Below are 18,134 nucleotides of genomic sequence, written 5' to 3'. Positions count from 1 at the left end.
GCCGGAACTAAACCGGAAGCCGGCGAAGAAACGGCGCCCCGGGCAGCGCGCACCGGAACCCGCGGCTAAAGCCACTCCAGGCTCTGGCCGTGCGGGCCCGTGATCGCCACCGGGGTCCCGTTATGCAGGAGCAGGAAACGGCCCCGGAGCCGCTCGTCGTCCATCTCCGGGACCACGCTGGAGCCATCCGCCTGGAGGATCACGGTATGCCCCTCATTGGAAAGCCAGTGGCAGCCCCGGTCGGTGGCCAGCTGCGCCATGGTGCCGCGGAAACGGTCCCGGGCCGCCGCGTCGAGGTAGGCCAGGACGGCGCTGTGGAACACCACCAGGGTGGCGTCCGGCGGCGCCTGCGCGGCCAGTGCCGGGAGCCGGTCGTTGAGGTCCCCGGCCACCAGCAGGGGTGGATCAGCCCGGGCCACCTGAAGGGCGCGGTGCAGCCGCTCGCGGCGGAAATCCTGCTCCGGCCAGATCAGCGCCTCCAGCCAGGCGACGTCGTCGGGGTTCCGGACGTCGAGGGGGTTCAGGTCGATGCCGGCGCGCCACACCACCGCCGGAAGGCCGGCCGGGAGCGGGGCCGGGCCGGTGACGGTGCAGCCCAGCACCGGATAGCCGCCCGGGACAGCGCCGGCCGGGGCCAGCCGGGTGGTCCCGGCACTGGTGGCGTACTCGTAGCCGTAGCGGTCCGGATACAGGTTCAGCCCGGCCGACGCCCCGACCTCGATCAGTGCGAGCGGGCGCCCGCCCGCGACTGCGATCTGCGCCAGGGAAGGCAGCAGGCTGGCGCAGCGGCCCGCCTCGTTGGTCTGCGTGGCGCGGGAGAGCACCGTCCGGGAGACATCGGCCCAGTGCTCGTCCAGGAACGCCCGGAAGTCCGGATAGGGGCCGGCCTCGGCGCCGAGGAAGCGGGCGGCGGCCAGCATCAGCAGGGGCTGGCGTTTGTTGTGCGGCCACTGGTCGATCCGCCGGAGCAGCTCCGGGTCGTCCGCGATGCCCACCGACCACTCGGCGTAGCAGGCTGAATTGCCGGGCGCGTCCACGGTGCCGAAGTGCCGGTACCACTGCGCTGTATCCGATCCAGCTGTGTCTGATCCAGCCGCATTCGCAGCCGGGCCGGCATCAGCCGCGTCTGGCCTCCCGGTGCCCGTGCTCCCGGTCCCCGGCCGTCCGCCGGCGGGATCGACGGCGGACATGTTCAGTCCCGGCTGGCCTGCAGCCCGGCGAGGTACTCGACGGCGAACCGGTAGCCCATGATCCCCGCACCCGCGATCACTGCCTTGCTGATGTCCGACAGGTAGGAATGGTGCCGGAACGCCTCGCGGGCGTGGACGTTGGTGATGTGGACCTCGACGGCGGGCAGCTGCACCGCGGAGATGGCGTCCCGGATGGCCACCGATGTGTGCGTGTAGGCGCCGGCGTTGATCACGATGCCGAGGGCCTTGCCGCGGGCGGCGTGGATGGCGTCCACGAGCGCGCCCTCGTGGTTCGACTGGAAACATTCGACGTTGAGGCCGTGTGCCGCGCCGGCGTCCTTGGTGAGCTGTTCGACGTCGGCCAGGGTTGCGGTGCCGTACTTCTCGGGTTCGCGGGTGCCGAGCAGGTTCAGGTTGGGCCCGTTGAGGACCAGGATGGTGCCGCGGCCGGCGCCGTCGGTGGTGGCTTCGCTCATGCCTGCCAATCTATCGCGATGTGCCCCGGGGCGCCGCCCCCGGCCGGGTCGTGAGACGTTCAATTCGCCGCAGTGCGAGCGCGCACACGGGAAGGTAGGCGGGTGCCCACCAGGGGACAGTAAAGGTGACCAGGCAACCGCCGTCCAGCGGCACCACCTTGTGGCCCGTAGCCGGGATCCCTGCCACGGACCAGGACCAGAACCGTCCGGGCTCAAACGCCGTCACGGTATAGGGCAGCACCGCGCCGAGGACGGTCCGGACTTTGCCGTGGCTCCCGGGGCCCAGCCTGCGGCACTCGGACCCCTGCCCGCCGGGCCCGCCTGCGGCTCCGTCTTCTGCCGGCTCGACGCCGGTGATCGACGGGCCCCAGGCCGGCCACTTCGCGGGATCGGTGAGCAGTGCCCAGACGTCGTCCGGGGCTGCGGGCACCCGGCGCGACACGGAAAACATCAACCGTGCCGCCCGGCTGCCCCCCCCGGAGCCTCTCTCACTTCCGCAGCGAGTGCGCGATCTGGGCCATGACGGTGTTGTCGGCCAGCGTGGTGGCATCGCCCACCTCACGGCCTTCCGCAACGTCCTTGAGCAGGCGCCGCATGATCTTCCCGGAGCGGGTCTTGGGCAGTTCCGGGACCACCAGGATGGTCCGGGGCTTCGCGATCGGCCCGATCTCCTTGCCGACGTGGTTCCGGAGTTCCTGCACCATCGCGTCCCCGGTGTCCACGGCGTCGCCGCGCAGGATCACGAAGGCGACGACGGCCTGGCCTGTGGTTTCGTCCGCGGCGCCCACGACGGCGGCCTCGGCGACGGCGGGGTGGGCGACGAGGGCGGATTCGATTTCCGCAGTGGAGAGCCGGTGGCCGGAAATGTTCATCACGTCATCCACCCGGCCCAGCAGCCAAATGTCGCCGTCGTCGTCCTTCTTGGCGCCGTCGCCGGCGAAGTACATGGTCTCGAACCGCGACCAGTAGGTCTCCTTGAAGCGTTCCGGGTCGCCCCAGATGCCGCGCAGCATGGCCGGCCAGGGTTCGCGGATCACGAGGTAGCCGCCGGAGCCGTTCGGCACGGACTCGCCGAGCTCGTCCACGACGTCCACGGCGATGCCGGGCAGCGGAACCTGCGCGGAGCCGGGCTTGGTGGCGGTGACCCCCGGCAGCGGGGCGATCATCTGGGCGCCCGTTTCGGTCTGCCACCAGGTGTCCACGATGGGGGCCGGCGTGTCCTTCCGCTCGCCGTGCTTCCCGGCGTTGCCGCCGATCACCTCGCGGTACCACATCCACGCCTCGGGGTTGATGGGTTCGCCCACGGAGCCCAGGACCCGGATCGAGGAGAGGTCGGACTTCGCCGGGATCTCCTTGCCCCACTTCATGAACGTGCGGATGGCGGTGGGGGCGGTGTAGAGGATGGAGACCTTGTATTTCTCCACGATCTCCCACCAGCGGCCCTGGTGCGGGGAATCGGGGGTGCCTTCGTACATCACCTGGGTGGCGCCGTTGATGAGCGGGGCGTAGGCGACGTAGGAGTGCCCGGTGATCCAGCCGACGTCGGCCGTGCACCAGTACACGTCGGTTTCGGGCTTCAGGTCGAAGACCGCTTTATGCGTGTAGGCGCCCTGGGTGAGGTAGCCGCCCGTGGTGTGCAGGATGCCCTTGGGCTTGCCCGTGGTGCCGGAGGTGTACAGGATGAAGAGCGGGTGTTCGGAGTCGTGTCCGACGGCGGTGTGCTCGGCGGAGGCCGTCCCGACGGTGTCCGCCCACCAGTGGTCGCGGCCGTCATGCCAGTCCACGTCCTGGCCGTTGCGCTTGACGACCACCACGTTCTGGACGGTGTGCCCGCTGCCGTCTCCCTCGTGGGCGAGGGCCTCGTCCACGGCGGGCTTGAGCGCACTGGGCTTGCCGCGGCGGTAGGTGCCGTCCGCGGTGACCACGAGCTTGGCCTCGGCGTCGTCGATCCTGGAGCGGAGCGCCTCGGCGGAGAACCCGCCGAAGACCACAGAGTGGATGGCACCGATCCGGGCGCAGGCCAGCAGCGTGATGACGGCCTCGGGAATCATGGGCAGGTACACGGCCACACGGTCGCCCTTGGCCACGCCGAGGGACTCGAAGGCGTTGGCGGCCTTCTTCACCTCTTCGGTGAGCTGCGCGTAGGTGTACGTGCGGGTGTCACCCGGTTCGCCCTCGAAGTAGATGGCCACCCGGTCGCCGTTGCCGGCCTCGACGTGCCGGTCCAGGGCGTTGTATGCGGCGTTGATCTCGCCGCCGACGAACCACTTGGCGAAGGGCGGCGTGGACCAGTCCAGCGTCTGGGTGAAGTCCTTGCTCCAGCTCAGGAGTTCGCGGGCCTGCTTCGCCCAGAAGGCGGGACGGTCGGCGTCGGCCTCGGCGTAGTCCGCGGCGGTGACCACCGCGTTGGCGGCGAACTCCGGTGACGGGGCGAACTTGCGGTTCTCCTGCGACAGGTTTTCGAAGGCATCGCCCTCGGGGGCCTGCGTCGTGGTGGAGCCGGGGGTCTGCTGGGACATGGTGAACCTCATCATTCATCGATCCGTGCTGCGCGGCGCCGTCCGATCCGCACGGCGCCGTGCCGCATGCGCGGCGTCGGGCATCGGCTGGTCACGGACGTGCCGCAAGAGCTGTTCCGAAATACACACTAACGCCTGGGGCTACGCCAACGTGTGCCGCGTCACACAGGGAGCCGTGAGCGGTGTTTGTTAAGCGCCGAATGGCGTTGACAGGGGGGTGCGGCGCTCTGGCGCGGCCGGTGTCCTTCGGCCAGACTGGTGCCAGGATCCCTAGCTGACGGTGGGTTATCATGCGACGCAGAAAGCCCTTTCGGGCCGCGCTGGCCTGCACACTCGCTGCCGGCCTGGTGCTGGGCGCGGCGGGGTGCGCCGGGTCCAACAGTGTGGCCGACCGCACCTACCGCGGCGTGCTGGCCCCGCCCTCCGTCACGCCCGGGGTCCCACCGGACCCGACCACGACGGCGGCCCCCGCGCCGCCGGGGTTTGAAACGCCGCTGGCGGGCTGGGTGGACAGGCCCCGCCGGTTCGGCGTCACCCTGTGGGGAAGTTCCAGCTGCCCGGCCGTCCCCACCCGGATGGAAGTGGAGGCCCGTGACCGGGTGAGCATCACCTTCGAGCCCGCCGGCCAGCAGGCCTGCACCGCCGACCTGGCGCCGACGAGCTACGAATTCACCGCTCCCTCCGGGGCGGACACAGTGCCGCTGACTGTGGTCCTTACAGACGCCCAAGGCCGGGCTGCGGACACCTTCGTGCTGGATTGACCGGGTGGCGGGTGCGGGCCCGAAGCCCGGAAATCCGTCCGGATCCGTCCCCTTCCGCCCGGCTTGTCAGCTAGTGATCGGCCTGCCTCTTGACTAGGCTGAGATGAAGTTGTGACATCCGATGGAGGCGGGCGGACCGCGAGCGGACCCTGCCCAACCTGCCGTTAGACGGCGCTGTCCAGAGCGCCGCCATGCTAAGGAGAACCGAATTGAACGAGCAAGCAAACGGGCAGCTGAAGCCGCCTGCCCAAAGCCAGTCGAACGCTGGGACGGACCGGGCGGCCGGCTTCGGGGACTCACCCCGTTTCACGGTGGACAAGGCCGGCAAGGCGCCCGGAAAGAAGAATGAGGCCGTCCTGGGGCCCTTCACCATCCGGGACCTCACGGTGTTCGGCTCGACGCTGATTCTCTTTATCGCTTCGCTGATCCCGATGTTTGCCGTCCGCTACAACCTGTGGAACCTGGGCAGCCTGTTCTTCTTGGGCCTCGGAATCATCCTGCCCGTGATCGTGGCCGCCCTGTTCGTGGCCCGCCGCGTCAGCCCCGGCACGAAGATCCGGATCGGGTCCCTGTCCGTGGACCAGTTCGGCTCCGTGGTGGCGTCCTTCGCCGTCGCGTTCTTCTTCCTGTCCGTCGCGGGCGCATACGTGCCCAGCATGCTGCTGGCCCTCGTCGGCGCCCTGGGACTCCTTGCCGCCACCGTACTGGGCCGGCTGATCCCCGTCTTTGCCGGTGACTTCCTCGACCGCGCCGAAGTACCCGCCCACGTCGTGGCCCGCGAATCGGCGGTCCCGGTCCGCAAACCCCGCGCCCCCAAGGCCCCGAAGGCGGCCGTGGACCAGCACGCACCCAAGGCCGCCGGCAGCAGCGCGGTGGCCGGCTGGGCGAAGCGCATCACCCCGGGCGGACAGTCCGGCGCTGCCGCGGCAGCCGGCGCGGCAGGAACGGCAGCCGCTGCCGGCTCCCCGGCGGCGTCCGGTGCTGCCGCCCCGGCTCGCGGCTCCGTGACGCCGGCCGCCTCCTCCGAGGCTCCGGCCCAGGCCGCCGCCCCCGTCCCGGTCGTCTCCCCGGAAACCCAGGTCTCCGGCGTCGTTCCCGCCGCGTCCGCCCAGGCCGCACCGGCGGCAGCCGAGAAGTCCCCGGCCGCCGAGCAGACCCAGGCCGCCGACGTCGTGCCTGCCGCCGCTACCAGCGGCCAGGCACCGGCCGCAGCGGCCGAGGAAACCCGGGCCGCAGAGGCTCCCGCGGCGGCGCACCACAGCGCCCCCACCACGGTGAACCCGCAGGTCCGCGAACAGGCGCCCATTGGTGCCACCGTTGATCCGGCCAGCCGTCCCGCGGAAGACGATGTCCAGCCCGTGTACGAGGCGTTCTGGTTCGCCGTCGCCCAGACCCGCGTCGCCATCGACGAGCACAGCGGAGCCACGGCCTTCATGATCGAACCCGGCGGCTGGGTCCTGGCCCTGGAGGACCGGGGCCACGAGTTCCTGGTCCAGCACACCGACGGCCGCGTGGGCGTGCTCCGGGACCTCAGCAACATCGAACGCGGTTAGTCCGCACCGGTGGCCAGCGATTCCAGCATTCCGGCCGGCGACGCCCCCGCAGCTGCGGCGGGCGCCGTCGTGCCGGGGGACGTCGTGCCGGAGGCCGTCGTGCCGGGCGCGGGCCGGAGGAACGGCCGCGCCAAAGCCGCCGGAACACGCGCGGCGGGGGAGTCCCTGCTGGGCCTGAAACGGCGTGCCCGCCGGATCAACAGGGCGCTCGCGGAACAGTATCCGTATGCCCACGCGGAACTTGATTTCCGGAATCCTTTCGAGCTGGTGGTCGCCACGGTCCTGTCTGCGCAGACCACCGACGTGACCGTCAACCAGATCACGCCCCTGCTGTTCGCGCGCTACCCGGACGCGAAGAGCCTGGCCGAGGCGGACCCGGCCGAGCTGGAAGCCATCATCAAACCCACCGGCTTCTTCCGGGCCAAGGCCAGGAACCTGATGGCGCTGGGGAACCGGCTGGTGGACGAGTACAACGGCGAGGTGCCCGGCCGGCTCGCCGATCTGGTGACCCTTCCCGGCGTCGGCCGAAAAACCGCGAACGTCGTGCTCGGAAACGCGTTCGGCATCCCGGGGATCACAGTGGACACCCACTTCGGCCGCCTCGCGAACCGCTTCGGCTGGACTGAATCGGACGATCCGGTCAAAATCGAGTCCGACGTCGGAGAACTCTTCGAGCCCAAGGACTGGACCATGCTCTCGCACCGGGTGGTGTTCCACGGCCGGCGCGTCTGCCACTCCCGCAAACCTGCCTGCGGCGCCTGCGCGGTGGCGAACTGGTGCCCCAGCTACGGTATGGGGGAGACCGACCCGGAGAAGGCGAAGAAGCTGTTGAAATACGAACTTGCCCCCGGGCAGGAGGAGCTCCTCGGGAAGCTTCTCGCCGAGACGCACCGGGCTGCGGAAATCCGGATGCAGTCGCAGAGGAAACCGAAGTGACGGCCCGCCGGGACCTTATCGAGCTGGTGGCGGCGGTGGAGGCGGGGACGGCTCCGTCGCCGGATCCGCGCTGGCGGGAACTCGCCGTCGAACCCGGCGAGCGGATCCGCCGTGCGGCGGTGCTGATGCTGTTCGGTTCGCTGGATGACGTCCCCGCGGCCTCCGTCAAGGCCTTGGCCCCGGCTGACCTGGACGTCCTGCTGTTGCAGCGCGCGCAGACGCTGGATGACCATCCGGGGCAGGTGGCTTTCCCGGGCGGCGGCATCGACCCGGGGGAATCCGTCACCGCCGCCGCGCTCCGGGAAGCGGAAGAGGAAACCGGGCTGGACCCGGGCGGCGTGGAGGTCCTTGGGGTCATGCCCGAGCTGGCACTGCCCCGCGGTAACTTCCTGGTGACGCCGGTGCTTGGCTGGTGGGCGTCCCAGTCGCCCGTGCGCGTGGTGGACTACGGCGAGTCCGCCCAGGTGTTCCGTGTTCCGGTCCGGGACCTGCTGGACCCGGACAACCGGGTGATGGCCACCGTGAGCCGGGCGGGCCAGTCGTTCCAGAGCCCCGCGTTTACGGTCAACAACGTGGTGGTCTGGGGCTTTACCGGGATGATCCTCAACCAGCTCTTCGAACAGCTGGGGTGGGCGGTCGCCTGGGACCGCACCAACCTGCTCGACGTCGATGCGTGGAGCAGGCTGGACGGCTGAGCCAAGGCCCCGGACGGGGCCGCGATGCCGGTCGCCTAGCTGGGGGCCAGCCGGGCGCCGGGCTGGCCGGAGGCCTTGCCCAGAGCGCGGGACCTGTCGAGAGCCCGGGACTTGTCCACGACAAATCCCGTGGCGGCATTCTCCCGCACGGCGTTGATGCCCGCTGCGGCGCCTTTGATGGTGTTGAAGAGCGGTGACACAGCAACCACCGTTCCGTCCGATGCCGTCAGCTTGAAGAAATACTTCTTCTCACCGGCCATGGCGATTTCAAAAGTGCCAGCCAAGGTGCTGCCTCCCCAAAAATATGCGTCGTTGCACGGCCGGCGGAGTTCGGTTCAGCCACCGGCCTTACCGAGCGTAACCGGGGTCACTTGCAGGGCACAACGCTACCGGCGGGTACGTTACGGCGGGCGTCAACGGCGGTTCACTTGGCAGTGTCGTAGGAGTCCACCACCGCCACGCTGACCGGAAACTCCACCGGGATCCGGCCGAACAGCAGCTCCTTGGCGGCGGCCGCGGCCTCTTCGATTGCCCGGAGGCAGCCGGGCACCGCGGCGTCGGGGCAGTGGACCATGACCTCGTCGTGCAGGAAGAAAACCAGTTCCCCGGCGGGGGTGCCATCCGCGCGCATGGCCCGGAGCCGCCGTCGCAGTTCTGCCAGCCAGCAGGCGGCCCAGTCCGCCGCGGAACCCTGCACCACAAAGTTGCGGGTGAACCGGCCCCGCGAGCGGGCAAGAGCATCGGCCCGGCGCTGTTCTTCCGCGCTGGTGGCCCGCTGGCTTTGCCGCCAGCGCTCCGACGGCGGCGGGCTGCTGCGGCCCAGGCGCGAGGTGACGGTCCGGCCGGCCTCGCCCTCGCGGGCCGCGTGCTCCACAAAGCCGACGGCGCGCGGATACATGCGGGCCAGCTGCGGCATCAGGCGGCCGGACTCGCCGGTGGTGGCCCCGTAGATGGCTCCCAGCAGCGCCATTTTCGCCTTGGCGCGGTCGCCGCCGAAACCCTGCGCGGCGATGCCCGCGTACAGGTCCTTGCCGCGGGCGGCCTCGGCCATGCTGGAATCCTGCGCCAGGGCCACCAGCACCCGCGGCTCGAGCTGCGACGCGTCGGCGACAATCAGCTTGTGCCCCGGATCGGCATGCACGGCGCCGCGGACCTGCCGCGGGATCTGGAGGGCACCGCCGCCGCGGGACGCCCACCGGCCGGAAACTACCCCGCCCACCACATACTCCGGCTGGAACCGCCCGTTCTTCACCCAGGCGTCCAGCCAGGTCCAGCCGTTGGCGGCGTGCAGGCGGGAGAGTTTCTTGAAGGCCAGGAGCGGCTCGATCGCCGGGTGGCCGGACTCCTTCAGTTCCCATTGCCGGGTGGTCTTGACCTCGATACCGTTGCGGTGCAGGGCCCGCATGAGCTCCTGCGGGGAGTCAGGGTTCAGCGCGGGGGAATTCAGCAGCTGCCGCAGCTCGGCGGTGAGGGCTTCGAGTCTGGCTGGCCGGTGCCCCTGGGGCGGGCGGGGGCCGAGGTGGCCGGCCAGGATCTGCTCGTGGAGTTCCTCCCGCCAGGGCACACCCGTGTGCTGCATTTCCGCGGCGATCGTGGCACCGGCGGATTCGGCCGCGAGCAGGAGCTGCAGGCGCTGCCGCCGGTTGTCAGGGGTGGCCCCGGCGCCGGACCCGCCGGCCTGCCGCAGTGCTTCCTGCTGGGCGGCGTATTCGGTGCGGAGGTCCTCAAGGGTGGGGCGGGACGGCTGCCGCCAGCCCGGATCATCGAACAGGGCGCCCTGGTCCGCCGGCGGGGGCGGCGGCTGCAGTCCGCGCGGCGGCTGCAGCTCGTCGTCCTGGGTCAGTTTCTCCGCGTTCTGCGCGTACGCGGTGTGGGCGGTGAACTCTGAGTGGGCAAGGATGGCGCCGCTCAGCGTGAGGTCGTAGCAGCGTTCCAGCTCCACGCCGGCCGCCAGCAGGGCGGGGTACCAGTCCTGCGTGCGGTGCCAGATCCAGCGGGGCCGCCGCCGTTCGAGGTTCCGCACGACGGCGGGCAGCTCGGCGGCGCTGACCAGCTGCGGTGCCGGGGCGCCCGGGTGCGGGGCGCCGTCGGCGGTGAGTTCCTGGAGGGCTGCGCCGTCGGCGTGGGCGGCGAGCAGCAGGAACATAAGGTCAATTCTGCCCTGCGGCGCCGGGTCCCATGTCCCCGGGCTTGTCCACATAGCGGCGGGTGCGGGTTACGGCCGCAGCCGGGGGCCGGAAGAGTGGCTGCATGAGCAGGCACCAGCTACCACTTCCGGAACCTGACCCCGGGGTTCGTGCCGGGCCGGCTACGGGGGTCTGGCTCCCGGACGGTCCGCCGGAAACGCTCCTGGTGACGGGGCTCGAGCCGCTGCGCGGCGAAGTGGAACGGATTGTGGCGGCAACGGGCGGCCAGCTGCGTACAGCCGGGAACATCCGGGAGGCGGCACCGTTCTGGGACGCCGCCGCGGCCGTGCTGCTGGGGAGCGACATCAACGAGCTGCCGCCCCGGGGAAAGTCGGCAGCCGTCCTCGTCGGACTCAGCGGGGACGGCGACCGCCTGTGGCACCTGGCGGCGGCCGTCGGAGCCGAACGCGTGGCCGTGTTGCCCGATGCTGCGGCCTGGCTTGCCGAGCACCTCAGCCGCGGCCGCACGGCCTCTCCAGGCGGGCTGGTCCTCGGGATCGTCGGCGGCTGCGGCGGCGCGGGGGCCAGCACGGCAGCTGTCTGGTTGGCCTCCGCGGCTGCCCGGGAGGGTGTGCGTGTCCTCCTCGTGGACGGAGACCCGTGGGGCGGGGGCCTGGAGCTGGCGCTGGCCGCCGAAGAGACGGCGGGCCTCCGCTGGCCGGACCTGGCCGACGCCAGCGGCACCATCGACCCCCGCCAGCTGGCCGATTCCCTGCCGCTGGCCGGCGGGTTCCCGTTCCTCTCCTGGCCCGGGACCAAGGAACGGCACAGCTTGGTCGGGCACGCCGTCGTGGACGGAGTGCTCGACGCCGCCCGTCGCGGGTACGAACTGGTGCTGGTGGACATCGGCCGGGGGCCGGAAACCCTGCGGACGTTCGCCTGGGCCTGCGACCGGATTATCGTCGTCGTTCCCGCGATGCTGCGGGCGGTCGTGGCCACCGCCCGGCTCCTGCAGGACCTGCCGCCGGTGGAGACCGCGCTCGCGGTGCGCGGAAGACGGGGTGCACCGCTGGACGCCGAGCTCATCGCGGATTCGGTCGGCCTGCCCCTCGCCGGGGTTGTGCCGGAGGTGCGGCGTGCCGCTGCGGCCACGGAACTCGGGCGGCTGCTGGACACCGGACGGCAGCGCAATGTGCGGCGGTTCGCCGGGCGGGTGCTGGACTTCGCCCCGGGGCCCGGCGCATGAGCGCCCATGCGGCGCCGGGGCCGCCGGATGCGGGCGCCCGCCCTGGTCTTCCCGGGTACCGGCCGCCGGCCCGGGCCGCGGTCGACACACGGCTGCTGGAGTCCGTCCGGGAAGCGGTGATGTCCGACGCCGCGCCGGTGACGCCGTCGCGGGTGGCGGCCGCAGTGCAGGCGAGCGGACGCCTGCTGGGCACAGCCGGAGCGCTGGCCGCCGTCGACGGGATCAGCGCCGAACTGAACGGACTGGGACCCCTGCAGGCGCTGGTCCGGGACCCGGCAGTGACAGACATCTTCGTCAACGGCCCGGGCACGGTCTGGCTGGACCGCGGCGACGGGCTCGAAAAAGCGCACGTTACTTTTGCCGGCGAGGCGCAGGTCCGCGCGCTGGCGGCACGGCTGGTGGCAGCCGGCGGGCGGCGGCTCGACGACGGGTCGCCCTGCGTTGATATCCGGCTCGACGGCGGCTTCCGCGTCCATGCCGTCCTGCCGCCCATCTCCACCACCGGGACGCTGCTCAGCATCAGGATCCGGCGTGAACGGGTCTTCTCCATGGATGAGCTGCGGCGGCACGGGATGTTCGGGGACCTGGTGCAGGCGGTGCTTGAACGGATGGTGGAGCACCGTCTGAGTTTCTTGATCAGCGGCGCCACAGGGTCCGGGAAGACCACGCTGCTCGCCACTCTTCTCGGCCTGTGTTCGCCGCGCGAGCGGCTGGTCCTGATCGAGGACGCCGCGGAGCTGAACCCGGTCCACCCGCACGTCGTCTCGCTGGAGGCCCGCCACGGGAACGTGGAGGGCGGCGGGGTGGTGGATCTGGGCGAGCTGGTGCGGCAGTCCCTCAGGATGCGGCCGGACAGGCTGGTGGTGGGGGAATGCCGCGGTTCAGAGGTGCGGGAACTGCTCACAGCCATGAATACCGGACACAGCGGCGGCGGCGGGACCATCCATGCCAACACTGCGGCGGACGTGCCGGCCAGGCTCACGGCGCTGGGTGCGCTCGCCGGAATGGGGCAGGAAGCGGTGCGGCTGCAGGCGGCCAGCGCCCTCGACGCCGTGGTCCACGTCGAGCGGCTGGATTCCGGGCGCAGGGTGTCCTGCGTTGGGGTGCTGGACAACGGCCCGGCGGGTCTGGAGGTCGGGTCCGCGCTGGACATCCGCGACGGGGGGCTCCGAGGCGGGCCGGCCTGGCCCCGGCTCGCGGCCCGCCTCGGACTGGACCCTGACGTTGTGAAATACGCAGACGCGGCGCCCGCGGACGTGGACCGGCCGTGACCGCCCTGATGGTGGGGGTCCTGGCGCTCGCAGCGCTGCTGGCCTTGTCGCCGGCGGGTGCGCGCCGCCGGCGGTTTGGCGGGGCGCTGGCTGCCGGAACCGGGGCGCCCGGCGCCGGCCCGCAGGCACAGTCCGGCCGGGCGGCGCGCTGGCGGCGCAAAGGACCGCCTGGCGTGCCGATGAACCTGCTGGTGCAGCAGCTGGCAGCCCTGTTGAAGGGCGGCCGCACCCCGGGCCGGTTGTGGGATGAACTGTGGCTCCTCCACGGGGGTGAGCCCGTGGCACCGCCGTCCGGGGCGGCAATGCCGGGCCGGACGGCCACACTGGCGCCGGGCTCCGTGCGGCTGCTGGCTGCCGCCCGGGCGGCTGCAATGCGCGGATCGCCCGTGGGCGCGGCCATCCGTTCCGCAGCCGCGTCCGGACGGCTGGCAGGTACCGCGGATGCCGGCGCAGGGGCGCGGGAGGGCCGGGTCTGGTTGCAGCTCGCCGCGTGTTTTGATGTTGCCGAAGCCACCGGGTGCCCGCTGGCGGAGGTGCTGACGCGCTTCGCCGCCCAGCTGGAGGCGGAGGACGACGCCGAGGCCGCACGGCAGACGGCGCTGGCAGGGCCGCGGGCCACGGTGCGGCTGCTGACGTGGCTGCCGTTCCTTGGCCTGGGCTTGGGCATGCTCCTTGGGGTGGACGGGGTCAACGTGCTGCTGGGCACCTCCTGGGGCGGTGCGGCGCTCGTGGCAGGCCTGGCGCTGACCGCTGCGGGCCGGATCTGGTCGGCACGGCTGGTCCGGGCGGCCGAGGGACTCCAGCAGTGACGGCAGACGTAGCGGCCCTGGCGGTTGCGGCGGTGCTGGCGGTGGCCGCAGTGACTGCGTTCTCCGGCCGGGGGATGGCCAGGCGGCGGTTCAGGCGGGCGGCGCGGGTTGCGCCCGGGGCCGGAGAGCCGGGCAGTGCGGGAAGCGATGGCGGCCCGGCCGGGGAAGCAGCCGGGTCCGTGGACGGAACCGGGCTGAGCGATGTGGCCATGATGCTGGAACTGATCGGTGCGATGCTCGACGCTGGTGCCGGACTCGGCCGGGCCCTGTCCCTGGTGGCGGGGCTGGCCACCCCCGAGATCCGGGGCCCGCTGCGGCCGGTGGTCGCGGCGCTGGCCATCGGGGCCGATTGGGACACGGCCTGGCGCAGCTCCGCTGACCGTTCGCCGGGGCTGCTTGCCCTCCGCGACGCCCTGGCATTTGCCGCGCATACAGGAGCGCCGTCCTCCGCCATCCTGTACGCCCAGGCCGCGCGCTTGCGCCGGGAACGGTTTCGGACCGCGGAGAAGCAGGCCGCGGCCCTGGGAGTGAGGCTGGTTGTGCCGCTGGGGCTGTGTTCCCTGCCGGCGTTCGTCTGCCTGGGCGTGGTTCCTGTGCTGCTGGCGATGCTGCCGCGCTGATGCTGCCGCTGATGGTGGTGCCGGGAAAGCGGGGCGGCCGCCCTGCCAGTGTTCCCCCACAGGCCTTCTATGCCCGGACTTATCCACTTGGCGGCACCGGCACCTTCCGCGCTCCAGTGCCCGGCCGGGAGAGTGGAAACTGCCGGCGGTCCCGCCGGAACCCAATGAAAGGACGCTCCCATGTCAGCCCATCACCCTGCCCCCGGCCGCGCCGCCCGGCCCGTACCTGCCGACCCGCCTGTGCCCGCCGACCCGGGGGACGCTGAGATCCTCGAAATCTTCCCGGGTGCCAACACCGTTGAGCCGATTCGGACGAGGAGCCGGGCAAGGCAGCGGCCAAAGCTGTTTGGCTCCGAGCGGGGGATGGCGACGGCTGAATATGCCATTGCCACACTCGCCGCGGTGGGGTTCGCCGGCATCCTCGTGTTCATCATGCGCAGTGACGAGGTGCGGGGTTTCCTCTTGAATCTCATCCGCACGGCGCTCGCGTTGCCATGATCCCCGCGCGGCTTGCCCGCAGGACTCCCCGGGGGACACCGGTGCCGCCCGCAGCAGCGCCGGCCTCGGCGCGGGCGGACGCCTGCGGCAGAACCCGCCCCGGGGCACTTTGGGGCACAGCCGATCACGGCAGGATCCGGCCCGGGGCGGCAGGTCCGCTGTGGCGTACGGGCGATCACGGCGGAAAGTCCCGCGGTGCTGTGACAGCAGAGTTCGCCGTGGCGATGCCCGCCGTGGTGCTGCTCCTTGCCCTGCTGCTGGCAGGCTCCGCGGCGGGCGTCACCCAGTTGAGGCTCGAGGAAGCGGCCAGGGCCGGTGCACGGGCCATGGCCCGGGGCGAGGACCCGGCCGCCGTGGGCGTGATCGTCCGGCGGCTCGCGGGCAGCGCAGCGGTGCCGGCGTTGGCCTCCGACGGCGAGTGGTTCAGCGTCACTGTCTCGGGCAAGGTTCCGGGCGCTGTCGGGTCGCTTCTGCCGTGGACCCTCTCGGCCCGCGCCTGGGCCCGCAGCGAGTCCTCCGGTCCTTCTGCTGCGGCCCGGTTTCCGCCGGCGGGGGCACCCCGGTTTCTGGATCTCGCGGCGTGAGCCCGCCGCAAACGCCCAGGTCCGGACCGGGCCCGCAGCAGGGGAACTCCCAAGCCCGCGCGGACCGGGAACGCGGGTCCGGAACTGTCCTGGCGCTGGGGCTGGCGGTGCTCGTGGTCCTCGCGGCCGTGGTGGTGGTTGTGCTGGCACAGTCGGCGGCGTCGGCGTTCCGGGCGGCGGCAGCCGCGGATCTGGCGGCACTCGCCGCCGCTGACGCTGCCCGGGGCCTCACACCGGGAGAACCCTGCGGCGTCGCCGCTGATGTGGCCCGGAGGAACGGCGCCAGGGTGCTGAGCTGCTCGGAAGGCAGCGGCAGCACAGTGCAGGTCCGCACCGAGCTGGAGGTGCCCACTCCGCTGGGCCGGGCCACCGGCCTGGCCAGGGCAGGGCCGCCGCCGTGAACCGGGACCGGCAGCCGTGGCTAAGTCTGCAGCGGCGCCGCGGCGTGGTCGGACAGCCCGGAGTGCATCTGGTCCGTCGCGTCCTTCAGGAGCACATCGATGAGGGTGACGGCCGCGTCCTTGTCGAGCGGGTTGTTCTTGTTGCCGCACTTGGGCGACTGAACACACGACGGGCAGCCGGACTCGCACTCGCACGCCTTGATGGCATCGCGGGTCGCGGCGAGCCAGACCCGCGCCTTGTCGTAGCCACGTTCGGCGAAGCCCGCCCCGCCGGGGTGGCCGTCGTACACAAAGATGGTGGGCACCCCGGTGTCCGCGTGGATGGCCGTGGAGACACCGCCGATGTCCCAGCGGTCGCTGGAGGCAACCAGCGGCAGAAGCCCGATCGCCGCGTGCTCGGCAGCGTGCAGCGCGCCGGGGAACTGTGCCTCGATCAGCCCCGCGTCGGTCAGCGAGCGGTTGTCCACGACAAACCAGACCGCTTTCGTGAACAGGTCCCTGGCGCCGAGCTGCAGCGGTTCCTCACCGAGGATCTCGTTGGAGATCAGGGCCTTGCGCTGGAAAGAAACCACTTGCGTTGTCACTTTCACATCCCCGAAATGCACCGCCACGTCCCCCCACTGGGTGGTCCGCTGCGTCTCGAGCACCTCGATCTGGGTCACGTCCCGGGCCGTGGTGTAGTAGTCCGGGTTGGCCCGTCGCACCATCACGCAGTGATCGTCCTCGTTCAGGTCCTCCACCACGTAGCTCTCCCCCTGGTGGACATACACGGCACCGGTGTGGGCCTGGTAGTGGGTCTGCGGCGAGTCCATGGTCCCGAGAAGGGAACCAGTTTCCGCGTCCACGATGCTCACCGGGCCGCCGCCGTCGGCCCTCAGGTTCACCATGGCCGCGGCGCTTTGCGGGTGGGTCCAGAACCAGCCGGCGGGGCGGCGGCGCAGGTAGCCCTGGGCCACCAGCTGGTCCAGCAACTTCTCCGACGTCGCGCCGAACAGGTCCAGCTCCGCGTACCCCAGCGGCAGCTCGGCGGCGGCGGCGCACAGGTGGGGTCCCAGCACATAGGGATTGGACGGGTCGAAAACCGTGGCCTCCACCGAAACGTCGAAGATCGCCTCGGGGTGGTTCACCAAATAGGTGTCCAGCGGATCGTCGCTCGCCACGAACGCTGCGATGGCGTCCTGCCCGGCCCGGCCGGCCCGGCCGATCTGCTGGAACAGCGACGCCCGCGTTCCCGGCCAGCCGGCCACCAGGACGGCGTCGAGGCCGGAGATGTCGATGCCCAGCTCCAGGGCCGACGTGCTGGAGACGCCCAGCAGCTCGCCGGAGCGCAGCGCTTTCTCCAGGACGCGGCGCTCCTCCGGCAGATAGCCGGAGCGGTAGGCAGCCACCCGCTGCGGCAGGCTGGGATCCACTTCGTCGAGGAGGCGCTTGGTGATGGAGGCGATTGTCTCCGCGCCGCGCCGGGACTTGATGAAGGCGATGGTCCGGATCCGCGCGGACACCAGGTTGGCCAGCAGATCCGAGGTTTCCGCGACGGCCGTGCGCCGCTCCTTGGCGCCGTTTTCACCCTTAAGCTCGGTGAGTGCCGGTTCCCAGAACGCGACCGTGGTGGCGCCGTGGGGCGAGGCGTCCTCCGCCACGGCCTGGACCGGCGCGCCGATGAGCCGGCCGAACGAGGTCCCGGGCTCGGACGCCGTGGCGGACGCCGCAATGAACACCGGCCCCGACCCGTCGGGGCTGTAGTAGGCGCAGATGCGGCGCAGCCGGCGCATCAGGTTGGCCACGTGGGAGCCGAAAACGCCGCGGTAGCTGTGGGCCTCGTCCACAATCACGTAGCGGAGCCGGCGGAAGAACCGTGCCCACCACGCGTGGTTGGGCAGGATCCCGAAGTGCAGCATGTCCGGGTTGGCGAGGATGAAGTTGGCGTGGTCCCGGATCCACCGGCGCGACGCGGGATCCGTGTCGCCGTCGTACGTCTCGGCCCGGACGGTGGGGAGCTTCAGCGCCCGGATGGCGGCGAGCTGGTCCGCGGCCAGGGCCTTGGTGGGGGAGAGGTAGAGGGTGACGGCGCCGTCGTCGTGGATTTTGCCCGGATCGGCAAGGACCCGCAGCTCGGAGCGATGGACCGCGTCCAGTGCCGGGAGCTGGTACGCCAGCGACTTTCCCGATGCTGTGCCGGTGGCGATTACCACATGGCCGCCCGCGTGGGCGACGTCCGCGGCCTGGATCTGGTGCCGGTACGGCTCGTGGATCCCGAGCGACCCGTAGGCCTGCACCAGGTCCGGGTGCACCCACTCGGGCCAAGGGGCATTCACGGCCCGGCGGGCGGGGATGGTGCGCACATGGCGGAGCTGTTCCGGCTCCGGGCCGCGGCCCAGCAACGGAATCAGGGACTCATGTGGGTTCACCCGTTCATTCTTTCACCCGGGCTCAAATCGTCCGGGAGGCG

The 18,134-nt window shown here is 71.5% G+C and carries 18 protein-coding genes; 11 read left to right on the top strand and 7 right to left on the bottom strand.

What is annotated here, in order from left to right; all coding sequences use genetic code 11:
• Positions 1 to 65 precede the first annotated feature (65 nt).
• From ACTWQD_RS07425 to acs, 4 genes are all read right to left on the bottom strand, one after another.
• The gene (locus ACTWQD_RS07425; protein ID WP_443195497.1) at positions 66 to 1,037 is read right to left on the bottom strand and encodes a DUF2332 domain-containing protein; all 972 of its coding nucleotides are present in this window, start codon (positions 1,035 to 1,037) and stop codon (positions 66 to 68) included.
• Positions 1,038 to 1,192: 155 nt separating this feature from the next.
• Positions 1,193 to 1,666 carry a type II 3-dehydroquinate dehydratase gene (aroQ, locus tag ACTWQD_RS07420; RefSeq protein WP_443195496.1) on the bottom strand — a complete coding sequence of 158 codons (474 nt, stop codon included), beginning with the start codon at positions 1,664 to 1,666 and terminating at the stop codon, positions 1,193 to 1,195.
• Positions 1,667 to 1,676: 10 nt separating this feature from the next.
• A complete protein-coding gene (locus ACTWQD_RS07415) occupies positions 1,677 to 2,117 on the bottom strand; it encodes an SRPBCC family protein (RefSeq protein ID WP_443195495.1) in 441 nt (146 codons plus the stop codon).
• A gap of 37 nt (positions 2,118 to 2,154) precedes the next feature.
• On the bottom strand, positions 2,155 to 4,185 hold the full coding sequence (gene acs / locus ACTWQD_RS07410) for an acetate--CoA ligase (protein WP_443195542.1): 2,031 nt from the start codon (positions 4,183 to 4,185) through the stop codon (positions 2,155 to 2,157).
• Between the two features lie 290 nt (positions 4,186 to 4,475).
• On the opposite strand from acs, the gene ACTWQD_RS07405 reads away from it, so the two are divergent.
• The 4 genes from ACTWQD_RS07405 to ACTWQD_RS07390 all read left to right on the top strand — a co-directional run bounded on the left by ACTWQD_RS07405 (position 4,476) and on the right by ACTWQD_RS07390 (position 8,130).
• Entirely contained in the window at positions 4,476 to 4,946 is a 471-nt protein-coding gene (locus tag ACTWQD_RS07405; RefSeq protein ID WP_443195494.1) for a hypothetical protein, read from the top strand.
• Between the two features lie 209 nt (positions 4,947 to 5,155).
• On the top strand, positions 5,156 to 6,499 hold the full coding sequence (locus ACTWQD_RS07400; RefSeq protein WP_443195493.1) for a hypothetical protein: 1,344 nt from the start codon (positions 5,156 to 5,158) through the stop codon (positions 6,497 to 6,499).
• 99 nt (positions 6,500 to 6,598) lie between these two features.
• Positions 6,599 to 7,435, top strand: coding sequence for an endonuclease III (gene nth / locus ACTWQD_RS07395; RefSeq protein WP_443195541.1), 837 nt, complete (start codon positions 6,599 to 6,601; stop codon positions 7,433 to 7,435).
• The gene (locus tag ACTWQD_RS07390; protein WP_443195492.1) at positions 7,432 to 8,130 is read left to right on the top strand and encodes an NUDIX hydrolase; all 699 of its coding nucleotides are present in this window, start codon (positions 7,432 to 7,434) and stop codon (positions 8,128 to 8,130) included. The genes nth and ACTWQD_RS07390 overlap by 4 nt, the downstream gene beginning before the upstream one ends.
• A gap of 35 nt (positions 8,131 to 8,165) precedes the next feature.
• Here ACTWQD_RS07390 and ACTWQD_RS07385 read toward each other — a convergent pair whose 3' ends face one another.
• Both ACTWQD_RS07385 and ACTWQD_RS07380 read right to left on the bottom strand, forming a co-directional pair.
• A complete protein-coding gene (locus ACTWQD_RS07385; protein WP_443195491.1) occupies positions 8,166 to 8,414 on the bottom strand; it encodes a YegP family protein in 249 nt (82 codons plus the stop codon).
• A 140-nt stretch (positions 8,415 to 8,554) separates the two neighbouring features.
• Positions 8,555 to 10,276 carry a bifunctional 3'-5' exonuclease/DNA polymerase gene (locus tag ACTWQD_RS07380; protein WP_443195490.1) on the bottom strand — a complete coding sequence of 574 codons (1,722 nt, stop codon included), beginning with the start codon at positions 10,274 to 10,276 and terminating at the stop codon, positions 8,555 to 8,557.
• Positions 10,277 to 10,380: 104 nt separating this feature from the next.
• Here ACTWQD_RS07380 and ssd point away from each other — a divergent pair, with 104 nt between their 5' ends.
• The 7 genes from ssd to ACTWQD_RS07345 all read left to right on the top strand — a co-directional run bounded on the left by ssd (position 10,381) and on the right by ACTWQD_RS07345 (position 15,685).
• On the top strand, positions 10,381 to 11,502 hold the full coding sequence (gene ssd, locus ACTWQD_RS07375; RefSeq protein WP_443195489.1) for a septum site-determining protein Ssd: 1,122 nt from the start codon (positions 10,381 to 10,383) through the stop codon (positions 11,500 to 11,502).
• On the top strand, positions 11,499 to 12,773 hold the full coding sequence (locus ACTWQD_RS07370; RefSeq protein ID WP_443195488.1) for a TadA family conjugal transfer-associated ATPase: 1,275 nt from the start codon (positions 11,499 to 11,501) through the stop codon (positions 12,771 to 12,773). The genes ssd and ACTWQD_RS07370 overlap by 4 nt, the downstream gene beginning before the upstream one ends.
• On the top strand, positions 12,770 to 13,582 hold the full coding sequence (locus ACTWQD_RS07365) for a type II secretion system F family protein (RefSeq protein ID WP_443195487.1): 813 nt from the start codon (positions 12,770 to 12,772) through the stop codon (positions 13,580 to 13,582). The genes ACTWQD_RS07370 and ACTWQD_RS07365 overlap by 4 nt, the downstream gene beginning before the upstream one ends.
• A complete protein-coding gene (locus ACTWQD_RS07360) occupies positions 13,579 to 14,202 on the top strand; it encodes a type II secretion system F family protein (protein WP_443195486.1) in 624 nt (207 codons plus the stop codon). The genes ACTWQD_RS07365 and ACTWQD_RS07360 overlap by 4 nt, the downstream gene beginning before the upstream one ends.
• 180 nt (positions 14,203 to 14,382) lie before the next feature.
• A complete protein-coding gene (locus tag ACTWQD_RS07355) occupies positions 14,383 to 14,700 on the top strand; it encodes a DUF4244 domain-containing protein (RefSeq protein WP_443195485.1) in 318 nt (105 codons plus the stop codon).
• 200 nt (positions 14,701 to 14,900) lie between these two features.
• On the top strand, positions 14,901 to 15,284 hold the full coding sequence (locus ACTWQD_RS07350) for a TadE family type IV pilus minor pilin (protein WP_443195484.1): 384 nt from the start codon (positions 14,901 to 14,903) through the stop codon (positions 15,282 to 15,284).
• Positions 15,281 to 15,685, top strand: coding sequence for an Rv3654c family TadE-like protein (locus ACTWQD_RS07345; RefSeq protein ID WP_443195483.1), 405 nt, complete (start codon positions 15,281 to 15,283; stop codon positions 15,683 to 15,685). Before ACTWQD_RS07350 ends, ACTWQD_RS07345 begins: the two co-directional genes overlap by 4 nt.
• A 20-nt stretch (positions 15,686 to 15,705) precedes the next feature.
• Here ACTWQD_RS07345 and ACTWQD_RS07340 read toward each other — a convergent pair whose 3' ends face one another.
• The gene (locus tag ACTWQD_RS07340) at positions 15,706 to 18,093 is read right to left on the bottom strand and encodes a DEAD/DEAH box helicase (protein WP_443195482.1); all 2,388 of its coding nucleotides are present in this window, start codon (positions 18,091 to 18,093) and stop codon (positions 15,706 to 15,708) included.
• Positions 18,094 to 18,134 lie beyond the last annotated feature (41 nt).

This window comes from Pseudarthrobacter sp. 1C304, from assembly GCF_052245515.1.
GTDB lineage: Bacteria > Actinomycetota > Actinomycetes > Actinomycetales > Micrococcaceae > Arthrobacter.
This window is presented reverse-complemented; position numbering and strand designations above follow the sequence as displayed.